21 protein-coding genes and 2 pseudogenes are annotated in these 24010 nt (G+C 57.5%); 19 read left to right on the top strand and 4 right to left on the bottom strand.

What is annotated here, in order from left to right; genetic code table 11:
* Window positions 1-330: 330 nt before the first annotated feature.
* The 11 genes and pseudogenes from NKH42_RS13275 (at window position 331) to NKH42_RS13220 (ending at window position 11687) form a co-directional block, all read left to right on the top strand.
* Window positions 331-1617, top strand: coding sequence for a methylaspartate ammonia-lyase (locus tag NKH42_RS13275; RefSeq protein WP_352707330.1), 1287 nt, complete (start codon window positions 331-333; stop codon window positions 1615-1617).
* Window positions 1601-2752 (top strand): CaiB/BaiF CoA transferase family protein, encoded by a 1152-nt coding sequence (locus NKH42_RS13270; protein WP_352707315.1) that lies wholly within the window; start codon window positions 1601-1603, stop codon window positions 2750-2752. Before NKH42_RS13275 ends, NKH42_RS13270 begins: the two co-directional genes overlap by 17 nt.
* 127 nt (window positions 2753-2879) lie before the next feature.
* Window positions 2880-3782 carry an HpcH/HpaI aldolase/citrate lyase family protein gene (locus tag NKH42_RS13265; protein ID WP_352974185.1) on the top strand — a complete coding sequence of 301 codons (903 nt, stop codon included), beginning with the start codon at window positions 2880-2882 and terminating at the stop codon, window positions 3780-3782.
* Window positions 3783-3913: 131 nt separating this feature from the next.
* Entirely contained in the window at window positions 3914-4840 is a 927-nt protein-coding gene (locus tag NKH42_RS13260; protein WP_352707328.1) for a LysR family transcriptional regulator, read from the top strand.
* 199 nt (window positions 4841-5039) lie between these two features.
* Entirely contained in the window at window positions 5040-6473 is a 1434-nt protein-coding gene (locus NKH42_RS13255; protein WP_352707326.1) for an NAD-dependent succinate-semialdehyde dehydrogenase, read from the top strand.
* A gap of 6 nt (window positions 6474-6479) precedes the next feature.
* Window positions 6480-8024, top strand: a complete 1545-nt coding sequence (locus NKH42_RS13250; protein ID WP_352974183.1) for a fumarate hydratase — start codon at window positions 6480-6482, stop codon at window positions 8022-8024.
* 118 nt (window positions 8025-8142) lie between these two features.
* Window positions 8143-8640 carry an Lrp/AsnC family transcriptional regulator gene (locus NKH42_RS13245; protein ID WP_352707565.1) on the top strand — a complete coding sequence of 166 codons (498 nt, stop codon included), beginning with the start codon at window positions 8143-8145 and terminating at the stop codon, window positions 8638-8640.
* 556 nt (window positions 8641-9196) lie between these two features.
* A pseudogene (locus tag NKH42_RS13235) lies at window positions 9197-9448 on the top strand (transposase domain-containing protein); the annotation flags it as partial.
* The gene (locus NKH42_RS13230; protein ID WP_352707570.1) at window positions 9400-9633 is read left to right on the top strand and encodes a hypothetical protein; all 234 of its coding nucleotides are present in this window, start codon (window positions 9400-9402) and stop codon (window positions 9631-9633) included. The pseudogene NKH42_RS13235 and the gene NKH42_RS13230, both read left to right, overlap by 49 nt.
* 698 nt (window positions 9634-10331) lie before the next feature.
* Complete coding sequence (locus NKH42_RS13225; protein WP_352707563.1) at window positions 10332-10751, top strand: SET domain-containing protein-lysine N-methyltransferase; 420 nt, start codon at window positions 10332-10334, stop codon at window positions 10749-10751.
* A 249-nt stretch (window positions 10752-11000) separates the two neighbouring features.
* Window positions 11001-11687, top strand: coding sequence for a class I SAM-dependent methyltransferase (locus tag NKH42_RS13220; RefSeq protein ID WP_352974196.1), 687 nt, complete (start codon window positions 11001-11003; stop codon window positions 11685-11687).
* 65 nt (window positions 11688-11752) lie between these two features.
* On the opposite strand, the gene NKH42_RS13215 is transcribed toward NKH42_RS13220, so the two are convergent.
* The 3 genes from NKH42_RS13215 to NKH42_RS13200 form a co-directional block, all read right to left on the bottom strand.
* On the bottom strand, window positions 11753-12055 hold the full coding sequence (locus tag NKH42_RS13215) for a transposase (RefSeq protein WP_352707560.1): 303 nt from the start codon (window positions 12053-12055) through the stop codon (window positions 11753-11755).
* 241 nt (window positions 12056-12296) lie between these two features.
* A complete protein-coding gene (locus tag NKH42_RS31245) occupies window positions 12297-12593 on the bottom strand; it encodes an integrase core domain-containing protein (protein WP_502905762.1) in 297 nt (98 codons plus the stop codon).
* 261 nt (window positions 12594-12854) lie between these two features.
* Window positions 12855-15299 (bottom strand): GcvT family protein, encoded by a 2445-nt coding sequence (locus NKH42_RS13200; RefSeq protein ID WP_352707568.1) that lies wholly within the window; start codon window positions 15297-15299, stop codon window positions 12855-12857.
* Between the two features lie 1083 nt (window positions 15300-16382).
* On the opposite strand from NKH42_RS13200, the pseudogene NKH42_RS13195 reads away from it, so the two are divergent.
* From NKH42_RS13195 to NKH42_RS13165, 7 genes and pseudogenes are all read left to right on the top strand, one after another.
* Window positions 16383-17888, top strand: a pseudogene (locus tag NKH42_RS13195) (fumarate hydratase).
* 497 nt (window positions 17889-18385) lie between these two features.
* A complete protein-coding gene (locus tag NKH42_RS13190) occupies window positions 18386-18883 on the top strand; it encodes an Lrp/AsnC family transcriptional regulator (RefSeq protein WP_352706692.1) in 498 nt (165 codons plus the stop codon).
* Between the two features lie 163 nt (window positions 18884-19046).
* A complete protein-coding gene (locus tag NKH42_RS13185) occupies window positions 19047-20453 on the top strand; it encodes an aminotransferase (protein WP_352706690.1) in 1407 nt (468 codons plus the stop codon).
* Between the two features lie 498 nt (window positions 20454-20951).
* Window positions 20952-21680, top strand: a complete 729-nt coding sequence (locus NKH42_RS13180; protein ID WP_352974181.1) for a LuxR family transcriptional regulator — start codon at window positions 20952-20954, stop codon at window positions 21678-21680.
* A gap of 91 nt (window positions 21681-21771) precedes the next feature.
* The gene (locus NKH42_RS13175; RefSeq protein ID WP_352706686.1) at window positions 21772-22398 is read left to right on the top strand and encodes an acyl-homoserine-lactone synthase; all 627 of its coding nucleotides are present in this window, start codon (window positions 21772-21774) and stop codon (window positions 22396-22398) included.
* 33 nt (window positions 22399-22431) lie between these two features.
* A complete protein-coding gene (locus tag NKH42_RS13170; protein ID WP_352706683.1) occupies window positions 22432-22689 on the top strand; it encodes a transcriptional regulator domain-containing protein in 258 nt (85 codons plus the stop codon).
* A 58-nt stretch (window positions 22690-22747) separates the two neighbouring features.
* Window positions 22748-23242 (top strand): DUF2285 domain-containing protein, encoded by a 495-nt coding sequence (locus NKH42_RS13165; RefSeq protein WP_352706681.1) that lies wholly within the window; start codon window positions 22748-22750, stop codon window positions 23240-23242.
* Window positions 23243-23254: 12 nt separating this feature from the next.
* Here NKH42_RS13165 and NKH42_RS13160 read toward each other — a convergent pair whose 3' ends face one another.
* Window positions 23255-23518: a DNA -binding domain-containing protein gene (locus NKH42_RS13160; protein ID WP_502905744.1), complete on the bottom strand. Its 264-nt coding sequence runs from the start codon at window positions 23516-23518 to the stop codon at window positions 23255-23257.
* 127 nt (window positions 23519-23645) lie between these two features.
* Between NKH42_RS13160 and NKH42_RS13155 the strand changes: the two genes are divergently transcribed.
* Window positions 23646-23891, top strand: a complete 246-nt coding sequence (locus NKH42_RS13155; protein ID WP_352694248.1) for a helix-turn-helix domain-containing protein — start codon at window positions 23646-23648, stop codon at window positions 23889-23891.
* The last annotated feature ends 119 nt before the right edge of the window (window positions 23892-24010 follow it).

The following is a 24010-nucleotide window of genomic DNA, read 5'->3' as shown; positions in this document are numbered from 1 at the left end:
TGCTGATTTGGACCTGATCCGCGCATCACCATACCGGCCCGCGGCATATGGAATGGCCGCAAACAAGGCCTGACACATGACCGCACTCGATCACACGTCCAATGCTTCAGGTTCTTCCTTGCAAAACGGCTGGCATCCACACAAGAACTTGACGCACCCAACTCGGGCGACGGAGTTTCCTTGGGCAGGTACGGGCCATCTCAAAACACGATGACACCGTCCGGAACATTATATTGGTGAACTCAACACCAAGTGGCGCATACTTGGCAGGCAGTGAACGAACTGCAAGCGCCCCGTCAACGCAGTCCGCAAAAAATCGAGCGAAGTGAAGTGCAGATCAAAGATGTCCTGCTCGCGCCTGGCAACGGCGCATTTTTCTATGACGACCAGGCGGCAATCAGGGATGGCGCAACCCAGGACGGCTTCACCTATGTTGGTGCGCCAGTAACGCCTGGATTCAAGTCGATTCGCATTCCAGCATCTTCGCTCAGCGTCGGGCTCGCCCTCACCGACGACATCGTTGTTTGGGGCGACATGATGAACGTCCAGTACTCTGGTGCCGGTGGACGCGATCCTCTATTCGACACCAATCAAATCTCAGATTTAACGTCACGCGTTGTCGCACCGCGGCTTCTTGATATCGATGCCTCTCGGTTTCGTGATTCTTGCACGAAGGTTTTGGAAGCACTTGGACATCAGCGTTTACCTCTGGCTGTTGAGTATGGTGTCAGCCAAGCGCTTCTTCGCGCAGCCGCCCATCTTCAGCGCAAGACGATGGCGGAGATCGTATGCAGTGAATTTAACTTACCGCTGCCAAAGCGTAGGGTCCCAATCTACTGCCAGAGCGGTGATACTCGGGAAATCAACGTCGACAAGATGATCCTGAAAGCGGTGGATGTGCTCCCCCACGGTCTGATCAACTCGCGGCAGAAATTCGGCTTAGACGGGCAGACCTTTCTGGAGTTTGTGAAGTGGGTTGCTGCGCGCACGCGCGAAATCGGCCGTCCAGGATATCAGCCGGTGCTGCATTTCGATGTGTATGGCTGGATCGGCCAGGAAATCGGCCTGGAACCGAAAACCATCGCCGACTTTATATGCAAGGTTGCCGGCACCGTCCCGGATTTTACGCTCAACATCGAATCCCCGGCGGACTTTGGTTCCACGCAAGCTCAAATTGAGAACTACGCCAAGATCGTATCGATATTGGACAACCGGGGTTCTAACGCGCGCATTGTCGTGGATGAGAGATGCAATACGCTCGAGGATATCCGGCTCTTTGCCGAAGCGAAGGCCACGCATCTCGTTCAAATCAAGACCCCCGATGTCGGCTCAATAGCCGACACGGCTCGTGCCGTCCTCATTTGCAAAGCCAACAAAGTCGGAGCGTATGTCGGGGGAAGCTGTACCGAGACAGATCTCTCCGCCCAAGTTTCTGTCCACGTTTCTGTGGCAACCCAGGCCGACATGATGCTTGCAAAGCCTGGAATGGGTGTCGACGAGGCATTCTCAATCGTTGGGAATGAACAAAACCGGTTGCTGGCGATGCTGAACCGTCGTCCGGCTCAAGACGAAAAAATTGGGATGAAAAGCACGGTGTCGCATGCAGAACTCTCTTGAGGGTATCACTGTCGTAGCCGTGGAGCAGGCGGTGGCTGCGCCTTACGCATCGTCGCGCCTTGCGGACGCCGGCGCCCGCGTGATCAAGATAGAGCGGCCCGAAGGGGATTTTGCCCGTAACTACGATAAGTTGGTGCGAGGACAAAGCGCTTACTTCGTCTGGCTCAACCGGGGTAAGGAGTCTGTCTGTCTGGATCTGAGATCGGAAGCCGACCGCGCCGTCCTGGACACGCTCATTGCCAATGCTGACGTCTTCATCCAAAATTTAAAGCCGGGCAGCATAGAAAAACTGGGCTTCGGGTCTGCAGATCTCCGTCGGCGTTTTCCGCGGCTGATCACCTGCGACATCTCTGGTTTCGGGGAGACAGGGCCGTATTCCCATTTGAAGGCTTACGATCTCATCGTCCAGGCTGAAACAGGTCTATGCGCGATCACCGGCAACCAACAAGGGCCCGCGCGTGTAGGGGTCTCGGTTTGCGACATCTCAGCGGGCATGACGGCGCATAGTGCCATTCTTCAGGCGCTCTATCACCGAGAGGTCGCCGGCGAAGGGGCAAGTATTCAGGTGTCACTGTTCGATGCCCTCGCCGACTGGATGAACGTGCCGGTTCTGCAATACGACTATAGCGGCTACCACACAGTACGCGCGGGCGTGAAACACCCGTCGCTAGCGCCATATGGCGCGTATCGGTGCTCCGACGGGAAAGACATCGTTTTTTCGGTTCAGAATGACCGCGAATGGGTATATTTCTGCGAGAAATTTCTGAAGAAGCCGGAGCTCACACGCGCACCTGGTTTTGCCGACAACATGGAGCGCCTTAGTCATCGGGCGCAACTTGATGAGATTATCGAACTGCGTTTTTCCGAACTGTCCTGCCATGAAGCGATGCGGGAGCTTGAGGCAGCCGGATTGGCATACGGCCGACTGAACCAAGTGGCGGATATTTCAAAACATCCACACGTTCGCAGGGTTGAGGTTGGCACACCTCAAGGAACTGTAGAGACGATAGCGCCGGCGGCGATCTTTAACTCCGAGCGCCCTTCACTTCGCCCAGTTCCGGCGCTTGGCACCCACACTGAGGCTGTCCGCGAAGAGGTTTTAGGGCGTTTGCGCGAAAGAGCCGCGTCAGCGTGAGCGCGCATCTTGTCGATAAGGCGGGAGCGCTCGCGATTTATAGAAAGCGTGCACACGTCGGGTCATCTCAGCACATCGGCCGCCCAATAAGCTCAATGCCTACGCCGTCGACCGCAGAGGCGACTCCATGATCAAGAACACCGTTCCGGCGGTCGAAAGGCCGATGCCTGTACCCCGCTGGAGATCCCTGCTCTTCGTTCCCGCTCACGTTCCGCGCTTTGTGGAGGCGGCCCATGAGCGCGGGGCAGACGGCGTCATACTCGACCTCGAGGACTCCGTTCCACAAGATCAGAAGGATGAGGCACGGCGGCGGCTTCCTGAATCCGTGGCAAAGGTGGGCCGGAAGGGCAAATCGGTTTTGGTCCGCGTTAATCGTGGTTTGCGCGCCTTGGCGACCGATCTCGATGCAGCCGTCATAGCTGGTGTTGACGCACTTGTTCTTCCGAAGACGGATTCGGCAGAGTTGGTATCAGAGATCGCGAATGCGGTATCGGAACTTGAACAAGAAAGAAATCTTCCGCTGGGACGCATCCGGTTCCTTGCCCAGATCGAGACCCCGGGCGCCTTGCAAAGGCTCGCGGCCATTGCGTCGGCGCATCCAAGGATGATCGCAATGGCGCTTGGGCCTGAGGACTTCAGTGCCGCTGTTGGCGGCGCCCCGGAATTCGACCTTCTTTTGACGCCGAACCTTTCCGTTCTTTTTGCCGCCCGCGCGGCCGGGTTGCTCCCGCTGGGCTTCATAGGAAGTATCGGCGAGTTCTCGGACACTGATAAACTTCGTGAAGCCGCGGCGCATGCGCGGCGGCTTGGCTTTGCCGGAGCTTTGGCGATCCATCCGATACAAGTGGCCATATTCAATGAGGCCTTCTCGCCAAGCGCAGAGGAACTCGAGTGGGCCCGTCGCGTCGTCGCTGCGGAAAACGATGCCGCCACGCGTGGACTGTCTGCATTCTCGTTGAGCGGTAAGATGATTGATCCGCCAGTAGTTCGGCGCGCCCACGAGATCCTGGCTCTCGCCAGCAGTAACTGACCTGCGTTTAATCAGTGGCCGGACAGGCGCCGGGTTTCGAGATATGGCCCGACGGTTAGTCTTGCCTGCCATCTCGTTTCGAGATAGATAAGAAGGCACTGGGGATCATGCCCTGGTTGGATTTGGTCATCGTGGACATCAGGCAGTTAAGATACTTTGTCGGCGTCGTCGAAGCCGGCAGTTTCACGAAGGCAGCTGCCAGCCTCAACGTTGCTCAAAGCGCTCTAAGCCTGCATGTGCGTCAACTGGAGGAAGGATTCGGCACCCAGCTGCTCGTTCGCGACAGGACCGGTGTCAGCGTCACGGCGTCCGGAGACAAGCTGCTTGAGCGCGCGCGGAACATCCTGAAGGAAATTCAGCTCACTGAGGCGGAACTGACAAACTCGGTGGCTGCTCCTTCCGGAGAGGTGACCATTGGCATTCCATCCGGAGCCGCTCGCGTCCTTAGCGGTCCCCTACTTGAATCGATGAGAAGCGAATTGCCGAGGATCTCACTTAAGATGATCGAGGGCATGACTGGACCGCTGGAGGAGTGGATGGCTGCTGGCCGCTTCAATCTGGCAGTCCTGTACCGCACTGCGGAGAGCGTAGGGCAAATGACGGTGCTGGCCCGCGAAGAGTTTTGCCTGGTGGTGCCTCCGGGTGAACCGCCTTTCGAAGATTCGATACCGCTCGCCGACCTGCATGCGTTTCCGCTGGCGGTTCCGATGCGCAATAACAATGTCAGGCGTTCGGTGGCTGATGTCGTTGCGCAACACGGTTGTGTGCTCGACGTAAGATTCGAAGTCGACTCCCTTTCTACGATCATCAATATGGTCATGGAAGGAAAAGCGTATTCTATTCTTACCCCGTCAGCCATTCAGAAAGAGGCGTCTCGAGGCCAAGTCCGGACGGTTAAAATCATTGATCCAGTGATCACCCGTTCCGTTGTGCTTGCCGTCAACTCGAAAGATGAGCGTTCTCCAGCCGTTTCTGCGGTCCGCAAGCTGATCCCCAAGGTCGTCAGGACATTGATCGAGGGCAGGCACTGGTCAGCCACGATTCCAGACCGGACTTAGGGAATCCCCAAGCCAAATTCTCCTAGCGCCATGCTCTTCGCGGTTGCTTGAGTGGTGTCAATCTGGATTCGAGATGGTTTTGGGCGACATTCGATATTTGACCGCATGCAACTATCGCGATGAAATTGCAATGGAGCAAGACACGGTTCGGATATCGGCCGTTCCGGTACTTGGCAAATTCACGAAGGCGGAGCATGCGATGTCCAACACCACGAGCTATCAGCTGTTCATCAACGGCAGATGGCGAGCCGGTGGTAGCGGAGCCACTCTGCCGGTAATCAATCCGGCGACGGAGATGGTATTTGCCTCGGTGGCCTCGGCGACGACACCGGATCTGGATGAGGCCCTCGCTTCGGCAGAGCGCAGCCGCAAGGCCTGGTCCTCACGGCCTGCAAAAGATCGTGGCGAGATTCTCGTAGCAGCCGCCAGGATTCTGGCAGCGAAGGTTGAAGACGCAGCCAAGGATTTGTCGAGGGAACAGGGCAAGACGATTGCCGAAGCAACAGGTGAGTACGCACGGGCAGTCGAAACGCTGGAGTGGAACGGCAAACACGCCGAAGAATTGTCGGCCCCAATTCCACATGGCCCAAACCGAATGATCGTCCCTGAGCCCCTCGGCGTGGTCGCTGCCTTCACGCCGTGGAACTATCCCGCAGTGCTTATCGCCCGCAAGCTTGCCCCAGCGCTGGCGGCAGGCTGTCCTGTGATCCTCAAAGCGGCTGAAGAGACACCAAGCGCGGCTGTCCACTTCGTCGAAGCCTTGCGACAAGCGGGTATCCCGGACGGCGTGGTCAATCTCGTCTTTGGCGTGCCGGTGCAAATATCCCGGCATCTCCTCAACTCGCCGATCGTCAAGGTCTTAACCTTCACGGGCTCTACCGAGGTTGGAAAACAGCTCGCCAAGCTCGCCGCCAATAACTTGCAACGGTGCATCCTCGAACTCGGTGGGCACTCCCCGGTCGTTGTATGCGAGGATGCCGACTTGGCAACGGCCATACCGGCAATTTCGGAATACAAGTTCGAGTGCGCGGGTCAAAGCTGCAATGCGCCTAGCAGGATCCTCGTCGCGCGCAACCTCTACGAGGAATTTCTGTCCGGGATGACGGAAGCCGCTCGCAAGGTCAAGATCGGCCCTCCGGACGACCCGGCGACGGAGATGGGACCGATGGCAAACGCGCGGCGGATCGAGGCCATGCAGCGTCTGATCCAAGATGCGGTCGATCGCGGTGCCCGTATCGATACCGGTGGCACCCGCCTCGACCAGCCCGGTTTTTACTGGCCGCCAACCATCCTGACAGGGGTGCCAAAGGATGCGAAAGTGCTTCATGAGGAGCCGTTCGGACCGATCCTCACGGTGGCGCCGTTCGACACGATCGAGGAGGCGATCGAAGAAGCCAACGCCACTGAGTATGGCTTGGCCGCCTACTTCTTCACCGGGGCCGCCAATGCTAAACGGGCGCTGATCGGTGGTCTTTCGGCGGGCGCTGTCAGTGTGAACTACCTGAAAGGGGTTTCGGCAGATGCCCCGTATGGAGGCATCAAACAGAGCGGCTATGGCTACGAAGGGGGCGAGCAGGGGGTGCGGAGCTTCCAGAACTTGAAAATGGTCAACGGCCTCGGCTCATTTGGATGAGATCCGGTGGGAAATAGATCGCGGAATATCGTCGGCGACGACATCACAAGGAGCGTGGCCGACGCCCTTCAGTATATCTCGTACTACCATCCTCCAGATTATATCCGGTCTCTTTCGCAGGCATATGCGCGCGAACAGAGCCCGTCGGCGAAGAATGCCATCGGGCAGATACTGCTGAACTCGCGCATGGCGGGCTTCGGACGGCGTCCGATCTGCCAGGATACCGGTCTCGTAGTTGTCTTTGCCAAGGTCGGCATGGACGCCCGCATCAAGTCAACGGCGAGTTTCGCTGACCTCGTGAATAGGGGCGTCCGCCAAGCATATCTCGACCCCTACAATCCCCTCCGACCATCGATTGTCTCGGATCCGCTTGCCGGGCGGGTGAACACGCGTGACAACACGCCGGCAGTCGTCCACGTCGACCTCGTGCCCGGCAACCAGATTGAGATCACCATCGCAGCAAAAGGGGGCGGGTCCGAAAACAAGGCGCGTTTCACCACCCTGAATCCCAGCGCGTCCGTTGCCGACTGGGTAGTCGACACCGTTTCGACGCTGGGCAGCGGATGGTGTCCGCCCGGCCTGATCTCGGTCGGCATCGGTGGCAGTGCCGAAAAGGCAATGCTGCTGGCCAAGGAGGTCATGAACGAGCCGATTGACATGTCGGAACTGATCGCCAGGGGGCCATCAAATGCGGAGGAGGCACTGCGGGTTGAGCTTTACGAACGAATTAATGCGCTTGGTATCGGTGCTCAGGGCCTAGGCGGCCTGACGACAGTCGTTGATGTCAAGGTTGCAACATATCCTACCCACGCGGCGTCCAAGCCTGTAGCGCTCATTCCGCAATGCGCCGCCAACCGGCACCTGAAGTTTACCTTGGACGGCTCTGGACCCATCAGGCTTGAGCCGCCTGACCTTTCCGAATGGCCGCAGATCGATCGAGAGGATTTGCACACAAACGGCGTCCGCCGGGTCAATCTGAATGCGGTCACAAAGGAAGAGACGGCATCGTGGCGCTGCGGGGAAACGCTTCTTTTGTCCGGGAAGATGCTGACGGCCCGTGACGCCGCCCACCAGCGAATGGTCGATTTGATCGATGCCGGCAAGCCGCTCCCGGTCGATTTGCGGGGACGCGTGATCTACTACGTCGGACCCGTCCGCGCAGTGAGGGATGAGGTCGTCGGGCCGGCTGGCCCAACAACCTCCAGCCGCATGGACAGTTTTACTGAAAAGATGCTGGCCGAGACCGGGCTATATGCAATGGTTGGCAAAGCGGAGAGGGGCCCGGCCACAATCGAGTCGATTGTGAGACACAGAACGCCCTATCTCATCGCAGTGGGTGGTGCTGCGTACCTGATTTCAAAATCGATCAAGGCGGCGCGGATCGTTGCCTTTGAAGACCTGGGCATGGAAGCCATTTATGAATTCGAGGTGCAGGACATGCCGGTGATCATGGCTGTCGATGTTGAGGGAAACTCCATTCACAATTCCGGGCCTCTTGAGTGGCGTAAGCGCATGGCGGCCGACAGCATCGCCCGCAGCATCGGCGTTTGAGTCTTCCCGTTAGGCAATCCCTCCGGCCTCGCTTACCCATAGACTCGGAAGGGCAGTGAGAGCTGTGCTTTTTTTGGGGCAAGCTGTGCACGTAAAGCATATTCAGCCCGGCAAGGCCATGAAGTCGAAACTCAACACAGTTCGCCTGGACGCTTGGGACCTTCGGATCCTCTCGGAGCTTCAGGCAGACGGTCGGATATCCAAAAGCGAGCTTGCCAAACGCGTTCATCTGTCGGCGTCGGCTTGCTCCGAGCGGCTCCGCATACTCGAAACAATAGGGATTATTGAAGGCTATTACGCTCGGCTGAGTCCATCCCTCACCGGGGGCGTTATTTTCGTGATGGTGGAGGTGGTGCTGGATCGTCACCGCCTCGAAGACCAACGACACTTTGAGACCGCGATTCAGGGCATCCCCGAAGTTTTGGACTGCTGGGCTATCGGAGGCCGGGTCGATTACCTGATGCGCGTTGCAGCTCCCTCTATGGCGGCTTATCAGGTATTCATGGAGGGATTGCTGCAGGCAGGCCTCGGGATCGATCAATATTATAGCCTTGTCGTGACGAAATCCGTAAAATCCAATTCGCCGATACCTTTGTCCGCAGTAAGAGAGCAATGAGTTCCGGAGCCCGTGTTTTCCAGCTGAGATTGGATCAAGTTCGGTGAATTCGTCGGCCGCGCTCGCGCACTGCCGTGGAACGCCAGGTGTGTCCGGCGTACAATCACCTGATCTAGTGTTCTCCGCCGGGCGTAGACGGGAGAGCGGCAATGAGCCTGACCAATCAGGGAACCAAGCAAGTCCAGGAAAGGGATCGGAGCTTCGTCTTCCATCCGTCACGCATTTGGCAAACACAGCCGCGGCGAGACGCCGGAGGCGGAAGGCGTCTACATATGGGATATTGAAGGCCGAAAGAGCCTTGGTGGTTTCGGACTTTACTGCGTCAACATGGGATGTGGATGCACGGAGATCGCTGACGCCATTGGCGAGCCAGCGCATGAGCTGCCGTTTGCATGTCTATGCTAGCACAGGCACGGCCGTTGCCCGTTTGGCGGAGACCGTGGGATTTCGGACGGAACATGCAAAGGGTTAATTTGGCCTGTCCGGTTCCGACGCCAATGAGACCAATATTTGGTACTACAACAACGTTCTCGGTCGCCCCGAAAAGAAGAAGATCGCCGAGCGAGCCCTGCGCGGCATCGCTCTCGGAAGAAAGTCCTGGCTGTTCTGCGGTTCCGATCGCGGCGGACAGCGCGGCGCCATTCTCTACAGCCTGATCGTCAGCACCAAGATGAACGATATCGACCCGCAGGCCTGGCTCGCCGACGTCCTCGCCCGACTGCCCGCCTATCCGGCCCATCGGATCGATGATTTGCTGCCGTGGAATTGGAGATCCGCAAAACTGCGGACCCAACCAGCTGCGGCCTGATCATGCAGCGCAATAAGGTGCATCACGTCTACACGGTCGAACGTGTCGCCAGGGACCTCGGCGTCAGCGAAGCGCTCATCCAGAAACTGACCCTCGGTCTCGAGCCCGAGGACGGCGCCATCTGGGTGTACGGCGCCAATGATGACGACGGGATCTTGGCCTTCACCGATGAAGGCATCGCGTAGGTCAAACTCCTCCTCGAAGAATATCATCGCGTCTCCCCATCGAAAGCTTGACGCCAGCACCGCGGTGCTGGGGTGCTCATGGCCACCGGATACGCAAGTCTGCTGTTTTCACCGGATGCGTACCCCCTGACCCGCATTTCCGGCTGCGATGCAGATTTGGCCGGCCAGCTTCGGCAAGCAGGGTCTCGATCCAGCGATCAAGCACGCTTGGACCGTCGTCGGGCGACAAACTGGCAGCAGGCCAGTCATGTACTCCCGTACTTCGGTCAGCGTTGGTTGCAGACGGAACGGTAAGGGCAGGGGTTGGCAGCTAACGTTACCCACGCGTATTGGTAGGTATGACGATCTTGAGAACGAGCTATGTTCGCTTTCGGAGAACAACTTGTGAAATGGACCTCTAGAATGTTGTCCTTAGAAGACGCGCCTTGCCGATTCCCTGCGATGTGTTCCTTAGCGCAAGGAGGTGTCCGTTCTCCCGGGCAATGGGACGCGTAGTGGCTAAAAGTGTACTTGGATTTGGCCGAGGCCTCAATAGTAGCTCCGCGGAGGAGGAGGTTTGCGGCGAGAAGAGCGAGCCCCGTAGGCGAACAGCCGGCGTCGGCTTCTTTAAAGCCAGCATTGCTGGTGAACCACGGCCGGAAGCTTAACGATCACCCCCTCATGGAAATGCTCCAAGCTCAACATTAAGAAGGTAGACGATGGTCGATAGGGTGTATGATCGCAGCAATGCTCTGTATGTCAAGAAAGTTCCCGGAAAAGGTCGTGGTTTATTTGCCAATATCCCATTCAAGGCTGGAGATCTAATCGAACGCGCTCCAACATGGGTATTCAATGAGCAGGAAGCGTGGCATATAGATCGTACTGGAATACTTGAGTATTACTTTGTTCGTTTCGACAAGCGTATCAAAATCGACCCTATAGCTCGGTATGTTGTTTTTGGTCTTGCATCGTTGGTGAACCACTCTTTGAGACCTAATGCACAAACGGTTTGGACTGATGAAGAATCCGGCGCGTGGGCCAGCATTGTGGCAATTAAGGACATAAAAGTTGGCGAAGAGATAACGCAAAGATATAATAACATCCAAGATTATCCTGAGACGATCAATTTCGTTGAATGATATTGAATATTATTAACGGGAATGTGGCGATATTTAAGTGACCCGTTCCGCGAATTTTATCATCTCATTGCAACAACCGTATTACTCCGGTAAATGAAATAAGTGAAAGCGCGTAAATTTCCCTCTTGGCAAAAAAAGAGTGAGATGCAAGCATTCGTTACGAAACAAGACGTTTAAACAAAAATGCAGGATTACGAACATGAATGACGTTTTTGCCTATGACGAGAGTGTGGCTTCCACATATGAACAATTTACCAACTATTAGGTAAAGTCTCGGAGGCAGACGAAACTGCTGCCTTTCTTGAGCGATTTTCCAGAGGAGGGGATGCTCTTGAGCTCGGTATTGGCAATGGGCGCGTGGCGGTGCCGTTGAGCGAGCGCGGGGTCAAGGTCGAAGGGATCGACAATTCGGACAGCATGTTAAAACTTCTCGCCAAGCGTACCGATCTGATCAAAGCCTGGAAGGGGGACATTGCCGATTTCAGCTCGGAGCAACGCTACGATCTGGTCTACTGTGTTTATGGCACATTCACCCTGCTCTCCAGGCGCGAAGAGCAAATAGCATGCCTTCGATCGGCTGCGGAGGCACTAAAAGAGAATGGGGTTGTAATAATCGAGGTGCGTGTTCCATCCTTGGATGGTTTTGTCAGCGGCCAGAAAACTACTACAACGTTCGTCGATCATGAGAATACATTGGTCAATGCGGTGCTCCACGACCCGATAAACCAGCACTTGATTTCAACAATCCTCTGGTTTTCTGGCGCATCGGTCAGACGTTTACCACAACGCGTTCGGTACGTTTATCACCAGGAGCTCGACACCATGGCCGAGTGCGTTGGGCTGGGACTAGCGGAGCGTTTCGGAGATTGGGCGGGGGGTGCGTTCACCAATGAGTCCAAAGGTCATATCTCAGTTTACCGCCGAACCAGCTTGTAGTCGGTGACCTTGGGCCGCCGGTTGGCCGAACGCTGCATGAAGAGGTATAGGTCGATGTTGGGCCGCTACTTGCCGTCGCGCGAGCAAGACCGCCCTGATCGTAACCGCCCGCCCTCGGCATCCTTGCGCATGCTCGGCATACTTCGCGCGACGCACATGTCGACGGGAAGGAACACCGCCGACGGCAACAGGAGACCCTTCCTCCTCAGTTCAGCCCGCCAGGTATAAATCTGCTGCCGCGTCACATCGTGCCACTGCGCAACCTCAGTTACCGTCGCCCCGTCGACACCGACCGACATGACGATGTCGAGCTTCTTCTCATCACCCCACCGCCGACGCCGTTCCTCACCAATAATCTCGATACGCATCGCAAACCTCGCCCCAGACACGTCGCAAACGACGTCGTAAACACGTGTCATAGGTCATCATGGACTGCACCCCCTGGGTGAGACAGTAATCAGTAACAGTTCTCCTTGTTGTGAATTGCGTTTGGTGTCTTTTGCCGTAGTTGCATGAGACTGGTCTCGTATGCGTCCGGCGAGAGATAGTCGAGGGCAGAGTGCAGGCGCTGCCTGTTGTAGACCACCTCGATGAACTCGCCGATCCTTGTCATGCATCGTCTATGTCGCGATAGGCTTGGCCATCCACCTCCTCTTCCTTCAGGGTCCTCATGAATCTTTCGGTCTTGGCATTGTCATAAGGATTGCCGATGCGGCTCATGCTCGGCTGGATGTCGTGGTTCCCTCGCGGGACACTGCCCTCGGCACTACGCAGCTTGAGATCCAGCTCCTTAATCCGCTCGACCAACTGGACGGGCACCGGCAGCAACGAGGTGATCGCTTCGCCAAGACCAGGGATGTGGGACGCTTCTTTGATGCGTGCGATGAAGGCCTTTCCCTGCCACACGCCCGGCCTTATAGCCGAAGGTGGCGCACAACCCACCGATCATGATGTCGAGCCGGACGCGGGCCTCCTCCAGATGGCCGCGAGTGGTGATTATGCTGCGTACACGGTGCGCGCCCGGCGATTTGCCATGAACCTCTTTGTACAAGCCCGTTCTCGCCAGTTGCGCGAGCCCTGCAGCATCGTGGGGATCGGTTAGATGCGGCCTGCGAGCTTAGATACGCAGGATACGTTGGTGGATGCCCAACCGCTCCAACTGGTAATTCAAGCCCGCACCCGCTCGCCCTTGGCGTCGTACATCGGTTTGAGCGAGACTTCTGCGGCAAAGCGCTCGCCGGCGATCTCAATCTCATAAGAGGAGGAGAGCAGTGCTGCCTCGCATTCGTACTTGCACGGTACATAGCCAAGGCCAACGGCTCCGCCGAGCGTGTGCCCGTAGTCCCCGGAAGTGATTGTTCCGGCGATCCGACCGTCTCGGAAAACGACTTCGTTCTTATGAAGCAGAGGGGCGGGGTCTTTAAGGCGGAACTGAACCAGCCGACGGTCGAGTCCCGCCTCAAGTTTTCTCAGCACCGCATCGCGGCCAATAAATCCAGGCTTTGCCGTCCTGACAGCGAGGCCCAGTCCCGCTTCGAGCACATGGTCCCCGCTGCCAACATCATCGGGGAGGTGGCGATATGCCTTCTCGATGCGGCACGAGCTGATGGCATGAAGGCCGCACAGCTTGAGTCCCACATCTGCGCCCGCCGCCTCGATTACTTCGAAGACATGAGCGGTTTGGTCAGTCGAAATGTAGATCTCCCAGCCCAGCTCGCCGACATAGGTAACTCTGTGGGCTCGCGCCAGACCCATGCCGATTTCAATCTCCTGGCAGGTGCCGTAAGGATTGTTTTCGTTGGAGAAGTCATTCGGACTTACTCTGCTGAGCAGTTCGCGCGAATTCGGTCCCATCACTGCCAGGACGCTTTCCGACGCCGACATATCGGTGATAACGACGAACTCGTCGCCTAGATGCCGCCTCAGCCAAGAAAGGTTGGGTCGCACCGTGAAGGCCGACACGACCAGCAGGAAAGCAGTCTCCGTGAGACGACTCACGGTGAGATCGCTCTCGATCCCGCCCCGCTCGTTCAGCATTTGCGTATAAACGATCCGGCCAACCGGCACGTCGACATCGTTGGAGCAAAGCCGCTGGAGAAAGCTGGTAGCGTCTCGGCCTTCCACTCGGATTTTTCCGAATGAAGTCAAGTCAAAAACAGCTACGCGTTCACGAACCGCAACATGCTCGTCGCGCTGATTATCAAACCAGTTTTGGCGGTGCCAGGAGTATCGATATTCGCGCTCCTGGCCCTCCCTAGCAAACCAGTTGGCCCGCTCCCAGCCCACCATCTCACCGAAGACCGCCCGGCGTGCTTTGAGATGTTCATGAATTGGCGAGCGTCGAATGCCGCGCGCTGTTGTCATCTGACGAGCGGGGAAGTGGTCGGCAAAGGAAAGTCCCACTACCTCCGAAACCCGCTCCTTCAAGCGCGAACAGTTCTTCTGAAACGGCTCCATCCGACGGATGTCCACGCCTGACAAATCGAAGGGCGGCTCGTCGTCGTTTATCCACTGCGCCAGCGCTAAGCCCGCACCTCCTGAGGCAGCTATGCCTGTACTGTTGTAACCACATGCTACCCAATAGCCCCTAACATCAGGAGCTTCACCCAAGTGATATTGGTCATCCGGAGTGAAGCTTTCTGGCCCGTTGAAGAAGGTACGAATACCGGCTGTGGCCAGCATCGGAATTCGCTTTAGAGCCTTCTCCATAATAGGCTCGAAATGCGCAAAGTCCTCGGGCAACTGATCGAAGCAGAAATCTTCCGGGATGCCGTCCATGCCCCACGGTTTCGCCTTCGGTTCCACCGCCCCGAAAAGAATTTTTCCTGCATCTTCCTTGTAGTACGTATGTTCATCAAGGACCCGTAGGACCGGCAGCCGAGTTAGTCCGTCTATTGGTTCTGTAACCATGTAGAAATGTTCGCACGCATGCAATGGAACCGCGACGTCGCTTCTAGCTCCGAATTCCCGTGCCCACATGCCAGCACAGTTTACGACGCATTCCGTCTCAATCACCCCTCGCTGGCCCTCCTTCTCCCATGTTACGCTCGATACCCGACCGTTCTTTGCCTGAACACCGGCTACCTTCACTCCTTCAAAGATTGAGGCGCCGCGCTGACGTGCGCCTTTGGCCAGCGCCATCGCGACGTTGGCTGGATCACATTGTCCATCATTAGGGAAATGAAGCGCAGCAGTGACATCAGACACATCGACATGAGGGTACATTTCCTCGAGCTCTCGCACAGAGACCTTTCGCGCCTCCACGTCGTGGGCGGCTGCGAGAGAGAGTTGCCTGTATAGCTCGTGCTTGCGCTCCTGGGTAAGTGCGATAGACAATGAGCCGACGCGGCGAAGTCCGGTTGCAATACCCGTCTCGCCTTCCAGGTTCGAGTAGAGTTGCATTGAGTACTTGGTCAGTTTTGTCATATCGCTAGACCCGCGAAGCTCGCTGAGTAATCCAGCGGCGTGCCAGGTCGTGCCGCACGTAAGTTGCTTACGCTCGAGCAGGATCACGTCCGTCCATCCGAGCTTCACCAAGTGATATGCGACAGAGCACCCCGACACCCCGCCTCCGATTATGACAGCTCGCGCTTTGGAGGGCAGTGACTTCATTTCGGATACCTCAATAACCTCGTTAAATTCTGGCGCGACTCTCATGGTAAGCTCCTGTTCAGTGTCTTTTTCGGCATCCTTTCGGCAGAGCCCGCCGAGCGCGCCCTCCAGAGTTCCGGATAATCCGCGAGCGTGGCAAGGCCACGTAGCCACCGCAGACCGCGATCCGCGCCTCGTAGCCTCGGAAGAGCGCCCGGCCAGAGCCGACTGGCGGGCCGGCGGGCGACGCTGTCCATCCTTCTTTGTAGCAAGTTTGGCGCCAGTCTGACCCTTGTACGTTCGGCGCCAGGACCAAGATACTCTTGGTCGGCCTGTATCGGATGTCGGCGCGGAAAGGCGACCGCCACTGCCTGTGGACGTGAATGATAGCGCCGGCGGGCCGACTCGCCTGTGTCCTGCTCCGAGCCAGTGGTGATCGAGGATGAAGGCCAACTTCCCCCCGCGTCGTTGTCGATGATGACGGCGCGCGCTTAGTCGGGTGCGAGCGCCATCGCAACTACATTCTTTCCGATCCAAGTGAGACTTTCTTCGGCGAAGGAGTAGAAGGGAATGCCGTGGAATTTGCGTTCAGTGCTCACGAACTTGCCTGTTCTGTCTAGCCATAACCAAGCTCGGGATGGTGAAGGTGGCGGCGTTACTCGATGCCGATTGGCAAGCAAGCGCACAGTCTTGCGTCGGCTCGGCAAAGCTCAGTGTTCGCGGGGGCGATCGCATGTTCGGCGAGCGTGATCATGGGATGAGTCTGTGCGGCTCGGCAGTGCGTCGGCAGATAGGACAGCAGGTGTCGTGCCAACTGAGAAAATTGCTTCAGAACAATGAGTTCACTTTGATCGGACTGTGTCTCATGTCCGACATGGTCGGAGATCCGACAACGAGTGCAGCCGTAAGCGCCTGATCCATTCTCATGTTCGAACTCGCAGGAACACCCTGCAAACTCAAGCCGTAAAGCTCACAGCGAACTCGGGGCAACATTGTCGCTCCAAAGACGCTTCACGTACCCCCTCAAATGGCCATTGTGAGGACGATCTGAATGACGAAGACCGTCTGCGCGTGCGGATCTACATCCAACGCCAGCGGAAAGAGATGGGGGCACCGGTTGGCCGCGCCCTTCAGTATATCTCGTACTATCATCCTCCAGATTATATCCGGTCTCTTTCGCAGGCATATGCGCGCGAACAGAGCCCGTCGGCGAAGAATGCCATCGGGCAGATACTGCTGAACTCGCGCATGGCGGGCTTCGGACGGCGTCCGATCTGCCAGGATACCGGTCTCGTAGTTGTCTTTGCCAAGGTCGGCATGGACGCCCGCATCAAGTCAACGGCGAGTTTCGCTGACCTCGTGAATAGGGGCGTCCGCCAAGCATATCTCGACCCCTACAATCCCCTCCGACCATCGATTGTCTCGGATCCGCTTGCCGGGCGGGTGAACACGCGTGACAACACGCCGGCAGTCGTCCACGTCGACCTCGTGCCCAGCAACCAGATTGAGATCACCATCGCAGCAAAAGGGGGCGGGTCCGAAAACAAGGCGCGTTTCACCACCCTTAACCCCAGCGCGTCCGTTGCCGACTGGGTGGTCGATACCGTTTCGACGCTGGGCAGCGGATGGTGCCCACCCGGCCTGATCTCGGTCGGCATCGGTGGCAGTGCCGAAAAGGCAATGCTGCTGGCCAAGGAGGCCATGAACGAACCGATTGACATGTCGGAACTGACCGCCAGGGGGCCGTCAAGCGCGGAGGAGGCACTGCGGGTTGAGCTTTATGAACGAATTAATGCGCTTGGCATCGGCGCTCAGGGCCTAGGCGGCCTGACGACAGTCGTTGATGTCAAGGTTGCAACATATCCTACCCACGCGGCGTCCAAGCCTGTGGCGCTCATTCCGCAATGCGCCGCCAACCGGCACCTGACGTTCACATTGGACGGCACAGGGCCGATCCAGCTCCAACCACCAAACCTTTCCGAATGGCCACAGATCGGAAATGAGGACTTGCACACTGCCGACGTCCGACGGGTCAATCTGAATGCGGTCACAAAGGAAGAGACGGCATCGTGGCGCTGCGGGGAAACGCTTCTTTTGTCCGGGAAGATGCTGACGGGCCGTGACGCCGCCCACCAGCGAATGGTCGATTTGATCGATGCCGGCAAGCCGCTCCCGGTCGATCTGCGGGGACGCGTGATCTACTACGTCGGACGCGTCCGCGCAGTGAGGGATGAGGTCGTCGGGCCGGCTGGCCCGACAACCTCCAGCCGCATGGACAGTTTTACTGAAAAGATGCTCGCCGAGGCCGGGCTATATGCAATGGTTGGCAAAGCGGAGAGGGGCCCGGCCGCCATCGAGTCGATTGTGAGACACAAAACGCCCTATCTCATCGCAGTGGGTGGCGCTGCGTACCTGATTCAAAATCGATCAAGGCGGCGCGGATCGTTGCCTTTGAAGACCTGGGCATGGAAGCCATTTATGAATTCGAGGTGCAGGACATGCCGGTGATCATGGCTGTCGATGTTGAGGGAAACTCCATTCACAATTCCGGGCCTCTTGAGTGGCGCAAGCGCATGGCGGCCGACCATCGCGCGCAACATCGGCGTTTGAGTCCGCCGGCTGCGCAAACCGGCCAGACTCCCGCGCCAGATTTTGGGCTGCAACGGTACCACAAGTGGCATTTTGTGGTTCAGCTCCTCGGCGAGCCAGATAAGAAAGGCCTTCAAGTCGCTCTCGATGCCAAATGCTCGGATGTAAACACTGCATCGACTGCCGTCTATACGATCGACGCCCGGGTGCGGTCGAGGGTGCCAATGAGGTCAAGCACCGGAGATACCAAAAAAATGCGCTATCTATTTACGACGAGGTCGCCGCCGACAGGCGATCACCCTCTCCAAATACGCCATCGCCCGGTTAGGGGAGGGACAATAGCTCAACTGTTCTACAGCGTTCTGCTTGGATCGTTCTCAATTCCCTGATCTACAACCCTCGCAGTGAAGCTTGCAGTCCGAGGACGAATGACGGCCACTGTGTTCGTTCGCTTCGATTAATGATGGAATTGGTTGGCACTAATTGCGCTGTCGACTACCGCTTGAGAGCAAAAGGTCATGAAATCGAAACCCGATCCTGTGCGACTGGACGCTTTGGATGTCCGGATTCTCTCAGAGATCCAGTCAGACGGTCGGATTTCGAAAAGCGAGCTCGCAAAGCGTGTTAACCTTTCGGCGTCGGCCTGTTCGGAGCGGCTCCGCGTGCTCCAAGCCGCGGGGATCATTGAGGGGTTCTACGCGCGACTAAGTCCAGCCCTCATGGGGGGCATCATCTCTATAATGGTTGAGGTGGTTCTGGATCGCCATCGTCTGGAGGACCAACGGCACTTCGAGACTGCGATCCAACAGATTCCGGAAATCCTTGACTGCTGGGCTATCGGGGGGCGGATCGACTATCTGATGCGCGTTTCATCACCTTCCATGGCTGCGTATCAGGATTTCATGGAGGAATTGCTGCAGGCAGGCTTGGGTATCGAGCAATACTACAGCCTTGTCGTGACGAAACCAGTGAAATCCAACTCACCGATTCCTCTGTCCACCCAGAGGCAACGGTAAACTCCCGAAGCCTTGGTTTTCACGGCTATTGGTGCCGATTCCGTGAATTCGTCGGCTAAGGACATGCATTTCCGCGAAACCCGAGGCAGGTTTGTCAGTATGCTGGTTTGCAACGGGCGGCTGGCCGAGTGTTCCCAGCCGAGGGATCGCGAGGAGAGGGACGATGCGTTTGAGCAATCTGGGAACCGAGCAACTGCGGGAGAAGGACCGAAGCTTCGTCTTTCATCCGTCTACGCACTTAGCCAAGCACAGCCGCGGCGAGACGCCAAACCGGATCATGGTCGGTGCAGAAGGCGTGTACATCTGGGATACGGAAGGCCGAAAGAGCCTTGACGGTTTCGGCGGGCTCTACTGCGTCAATATGGGATATGGATGCACGGAGATTGCCGAGGCTATCGCCCGGCAAGCGCACGAGCTGCCGTTCGCGCATGTCTATGCCAGCCAGGGCACGGAGCCGGTCGCGCTTTTGGCGGAGGCCGTGGTCGAATATTTCGGACAGGACATGCGACGGGTCTACTTCGGCCTTTCCGGCTCAGACGCCAACGAAACCAACATCAAGCTGGTCTGGTACTACAACAACATTCTCGGCCGCCCCGAAAGGAAGAAGATCATCTCGCGGCATCGCGGATATCACGGGTCCGGGCTGGTCACCGGAAGCATGACAGGGCTTCCCTTTTTTCACGATTTCTTCGATCTGCCTTTTAATTTGGTGCGCCATACGACGACGCCACACTACTATCGCCAGGCGCGCGACGGCGAAAATGAGGAGGCGTTCTCCAGGCGCTGTGCCAACGAACTTGAAGCCCTTATCCTCGCTGAAGGCCCACAGACCGTTGCGGCCTTCATTGGAGAGCCGGTACTTGGGACCGGTGGCATCGTTCCGCCTCCGAAGGGATACTGGGCTGCGATTCAGGGGGTGCTTGACAAGTACGACATCCTTCTTATTGCCGATGAGGTGGTCTGCGGCTTCGCGCGAACCGGTGAGAAATTCGGTTCCCACCTCTATGGCATGCGCCCGGATTTCGTAACCATCGCCAAGGGCTTGAGTTCCGCCTATCTGCCTATCTCCGGTTCGATTATCGGTGACCGGGTCTGGTCGGTCTTGGAACAAGGGACGGAAAAGCACGGGCCACTCGGCCATGGCTGGACATATTCGGGTCACACGCTTTGCGCGGCGGCCGCGCTTGCCAACATTAAATTGCTAAAGGAAAGAAATATCCTGGAACATGTTCGGGATGTCGGACCGTACTGGCATACCCGGATGAAGGCCGAGCTGGAGGGACATCCCATTGTCGGCGAGGTTCGCGGCGTCGGCATTCTATCCGCCGTGGAGCTGATGCGGGATCCGAAGGGCCGGGTGCCATTTGAACCCGGACTTCAAGTCGGCGTGCGCGCTGCCGCTGCTCTGTTTGAAAATGGCGTCATAGGCCGCGCTATGCCGCATGGCGATATCCTCGGCTTTGCCCCACCTCTGATCATTACCCGAAAAGAGATCGACATCATCGTCGACGCAACTGCGAAATCAGTCGATACGACCTATCGCGCGCTGAAGGCGGAGGGCGCGATATGATCTGACGTGACGGATGACGCCTCCCACTCGGATCGACCAGGATATCACCTCCGGGAGCCCCTGTGGCGTCATGAGCTGGCGCGCGCGACGCAAATCTCGAAACACAATACCGCCTTCGCGTCCGAGACCGCAACGTAGGCTGTTGCAGAATTGTAGAGGTGACGCTTTCAGAGACGACCGCCGATGTGCAAGCTTCCGTGAGGTTGAGCTACTCCATGGAGAGAGTCTTCAACCGCCCGCAAACAGACACCCCGACCGTAAGGAAGTGCCAACCCAAGGATGACAACTATCGCCTGCTAAGAGATGGCGTTGGAATGAGGTCTCGGTGTCGATAAGAGCAAAGTCGAAGCACATATCGCCCTCCCAAGGCGCACCGGCCCGGCACGGAGCTCAGTCTCCTGCCGGGCCTTCTTCCCTGAATGGCTGCGCTTTGGTCAACCCGTCTTGGCTCCGATATGTAGGGCCAGAAGCCATGGGCAAACTCACTGCAGTTTAGCTATGCAAGACGTTTTTCACAGATTTGTAGAGCAAATCGCAGACAGCGCTGACGCGACGGACCTGCGCAACGCTCTGGGCGAGATTGCCTCTTCGCTCGATTTGCCGTCTTTTGCTTATCTTTTCCCTTCGCTTGGCAAGGGCCGCAAGGTGCGCCTGATATCCACCTATCCTCAATCCTGGACATCTCACTACCTTCACAGTCGGTATGAAAAGATTGACCCGGTTATCCATCAGGCGCGTGGTGGTCAGGAACCATTCAACTGGGATGCGCACGGTGCTGATCTCGAACTGTCGACGCAGCAGCGACAATTGATGGATGAGGCGACGCAATTTGGCATTCACTGCGGCTTCACGATCCCGATCCATGGCAGCACCGGTACGTTTGCAGCACTGACCTTCGCCTCGGATGAAAGGCGACCACTGTTCTTCCGCCTGATTGACCGATATGACCGCGTGCTGCAGCTCATCGCGGTCTTCTTCCATCTTCATGCCTGTCGCAAGTTGGCCGACGGCAGGATCGTGGATGGCGTTGCCCTATCGCGAAGGGAAATGGAGTGTCTGAAGTGGGCGGCTCGCGGAAAGACGGCGTGGGAGATCGGCCGCATCTTGGGAATCAGTCGGCACACCGCAGCCTATCATCGGGATAACGCCAGGATGAAGCTTGGCGTGAAGACGGTTATTCAGGCAGCCGTTCGGCTTGCACTATCCAGGCCATCTCTCTTCACCTGATCTCCGAAACCTGGGCACATACACAGGTTGTATCAACTCCGGCCCTTGCCTTCAATCGCAGGTGTTATCCATGCGAGGGAGAAAGGCCATCATGATGCAGTTGATCACGCCGGATTGTTACGCTGAGTTCAGCGACGAGCTCGAGCAGATGCACCGCTTGCGGTATCGCGTCTTCAGGGATCGACTTGATTGGGACGTTTCGTTCAGCGGCGGCTATGAGGTCGATCCGTTCGACGCGCTTCGTCCCCACTACCTCTTGCTGCGTTCGCCCACCGGGCGCATCGACGGTTGCGTGCGCCTGTTGCCGACCACCGGACCGACGATGCTGCGCGACAGCTTCTGCGCTCTCCTTGCAGACCGTTCGGCGCCGGAAGATCCGCGGGTTTGGGAAAGCAGCCGTTTTGCGCTTGATCTGCCGCCTTCCGCGCCGAAACAGGCGGGCATCGCTATTGGCACCTACGAGCTGTTTTCCGGGATGGTCGAGTTTGGGTTGTCACGTGGTCTGTGCAGTATCGTTACCGTAACGGATCTGCGCATAGAGCGGATCTTGCGTCGCGCCGGCTGGCCACTCGAACGGCTGTCCGATCCGCAAACAATAGGCAACACGCGCGCCGTTGCCGGATATCTCGACGTCTCAACAGAGAGTTTGGAAGCCCTCCGTCGCAATGGCGGGCTCAAGGGCCCGGTGCTGTGGACACCGGTCATGAAGATCGCCTGAGCCTTGAATCCAACCCTTCCTGGAAATGATGCAATGGACGAAACAAGACCTGGCCCTGCTTGGCCGGACAGGCAAGATGATGGTGCCTATGGCTATGTCGAGCAGCTCACCAGTCGAGGCTGGGCCTGGGAATTCCTCAGGCGCAATCCGGACTTCCAGAAGGATCTGGCGAACGCGTTACGCGGTGCCGAACGCACGAACGCCCGATCCGTGGACATTATCAGCCTGCCTTCGAACACTGTTGATCTCTCGCGGTGGGGCCTTCTGTTTTGCAAGCTCAAAAGGAACTGATGCGAGCGTCTTTTGGTGCCCCTGCCAATGTCCGCATGTTTTGCCGGTTGCTGCCGAAATGGCGGCGCGGCCGCGCGGGGTCGACTTGCTTGATCTCGCCCCGCGCTCCTGCCGCATCTCCATACTCGTCACGCGGGACGGGCATCAGCACGTACTTGTAGAGGACAGTGGCAGGAGCTTGCAGCTGGCTGCCTCCGGCGTCAGCATCCTCGAACCTGTGCGATTGACATCCTCCGTCCTCTGGTCGCCAGAGGAACTGAAGCAACGCCTAAACGCGCTGGAATGTCTGAACAGCCTCTGTTGGACCGGCAGGCTGCAACCAGGATTCTTTCCGACCGAGCCCCGTTGCTCGCGGTTGCGCCGAGTCTTGCGTGCGCTCGACGGCTCCATCGCTGGCGCATCACACCGCGAAATCGGCCTTGCTCTCTTCGGCAGAGCCCGCGTCGAGCAGGACTGGGCCCACCCCGGTGACCATCTTCGCGACAGCGTCCGCCGTGCAGTCAGACGCGGGCGCTCGCTTATGAACGGTGGTTATAAGCGTTTTCTTCTATAACGACTGTCACCATCAGGCCTTTTGGCCAGAGAACAGCTCTTTGTACCCCGCCACCACCAGCCAGTGGGCGCGCGCGAGATGGCTGCGAACCGCCCTTTGGGCGCGCGCTGGCTCTTGCACTGGATCGATGCCCAATATCGCCTGCGCCATCTCTTCTTCGCTCGCATTGTCGGCGCATGCGTCTATGAGCTTCAAATATGTCGTGAAGTGTTCATCGTCGTAAGCGGTCAGGCTTTCCGCCCATGGGACCTCGTCGGCAACAGCAGGTTGGAACAATCTGTCTACCATTTCATGTCTCGCCTAAGACCTATTCCGCGCCCGCGCACGGTACAATATCATAAAATGGGATAATCCGAAACTGGGATTAGTCGGTGAGCCGGTTCCTTCTTGGCCGGTTCGTCTGATGCCGAAATCCCTTCGATCAGCTCGCCAGCGCCGGCTGCTAAAACGGCTGATTGCGGCGCGCAAAACCAAAGGGGTCACCCAGACCCAGCTTGCTGATATGCTGGGCCGCCCACAATCCTTCGTGGCCAAGTACGAGGGTGGTGAACGTCGGCTGGACGTAATTGAGTTTCTCGACCTTACCGAGGCTCTCGATATCGATCCTTGCGAGCTTCTGGCACAAATGCGTCGCTCTCGTGACCTGTAGATCGCGTTGCGCTTGGTTTGGGTGCCAAACTTCACGATTTACCTCCTTGAGTTTACGGCTCAGCGGGATTTGCCTCGCTAAAGTGATGCCGTGCAGCCGCTCCCCTTTGTTATCTCTGA

Origin of the sequence: Mesorhizobium sp. M1142, from assembly GCF_040318565.1 — a bacterium.
Classification (GTDB): domain Bacteria; phylum Pseudomonadota; class Alphaproteobacteria; order Rhizobiales; family Rhizobiaceae; genus Mesorhizobium.
The sequence above is the reverse complement of the archived record's forward strand: the minus strand, read 5'-3'. Positions and strand labels throughout refer to the sequence as shown.

Coding starts and splice junctions, on each gene's coding strand:
- NKH42_RS13200 (WP_352707568.1), bottom strand. CDS start 15,299: ATGAAGTCACTGCCCTCCAAAGCGCGAGCTGTCATAATCGGAGGCGGG.
- NKH42_RS13170 (WP_352706683.1), top strand. CDS start 22,432: ATGGACGAAACAAGACCTGGCCCTGCTTGGCCGGACAGGCAAGATGAT.
- NKH42_RS13180 (WP_352974181.1), top strand. CDS start 20,952: ATGCAAGACGTTTTTCACAGATTTGTAGAGCAAATCGCAGACAGCGCT.
- NKH42_RS13175 (WP_352706686.1), top strand. CDS start 21,772: ATGATGCAGTTGATCACGCCGGATTGTTACGCTGAGTTCAGCGACGAG.
- NKH42_RS13190 (WP_352706692.1), top strand. CDS start 18,386: ATGAAATCGAAACCCGATCCTGTGCGACTGGACGCTTTGGATGTCCGG.
- NKH42_RS13215 (WP_352707560.1), bottom strand. CDS start 12,055: ATGCGTATCGAGATTATTGGTGAGGAACGGCGTCGGCGGTGGGGTGAT.
- NKH42_RS13245 (WP_352707565.1), top strand. CDS start 8,143: ATGAAGTCGAAACTCAACACAGTTCGCCTGGACGCTTGGGACCTTCGG.
- NKH42_RS13270 (WP_352707315.1), top strand. CDS start 1,601: ATGCAGAACTCTCTTGAGGGTATCACTGTCGTAGCCGTGGAGCAGGCG.
- NKH42_RS13165 (WP_352706681.1), top strand. CDS start 22,748: ATGGCGGCGCGGCCGCGCGGGGTCGACTTGCTTGATCTCGCCCCGCGC.
- NKH42_RS13155 (WP_352694248.1), top strand. CDS start 23,646: ATGCCGAAATCCCTTCGATCAGCTCGCCAGCGCCGGCTGCTAAAACGG.
- NKH42_RS13265 (WP_352974185.1), top strand. CDS start 2,880: ATGATCAAGAACACCGTTCCGGCGGTCGAAAGGCCGATGCCTGTACCC.
- NKH42_RS13225 (WP_352707563.1), top strand. CDS start 10,332: ATGGTCGATAGGGTGTATGATCGCAGCAATGCTCTGTATGTCAAGAAA.
- NKH42_RS13255 (WP_352707326.1), top strand. CDS start 5,040: ATGTCCAACACCACGAGCTATCAGCTGTTCATCAACGGCAGATGGCGA.
- NKH42_RS13185 (WP_352706690.1), top strand. CDS start 19,047: ATGCGTTTGAGCAATCTGGGAACCGAGCAACTGCGGGAGAAGGACCGA.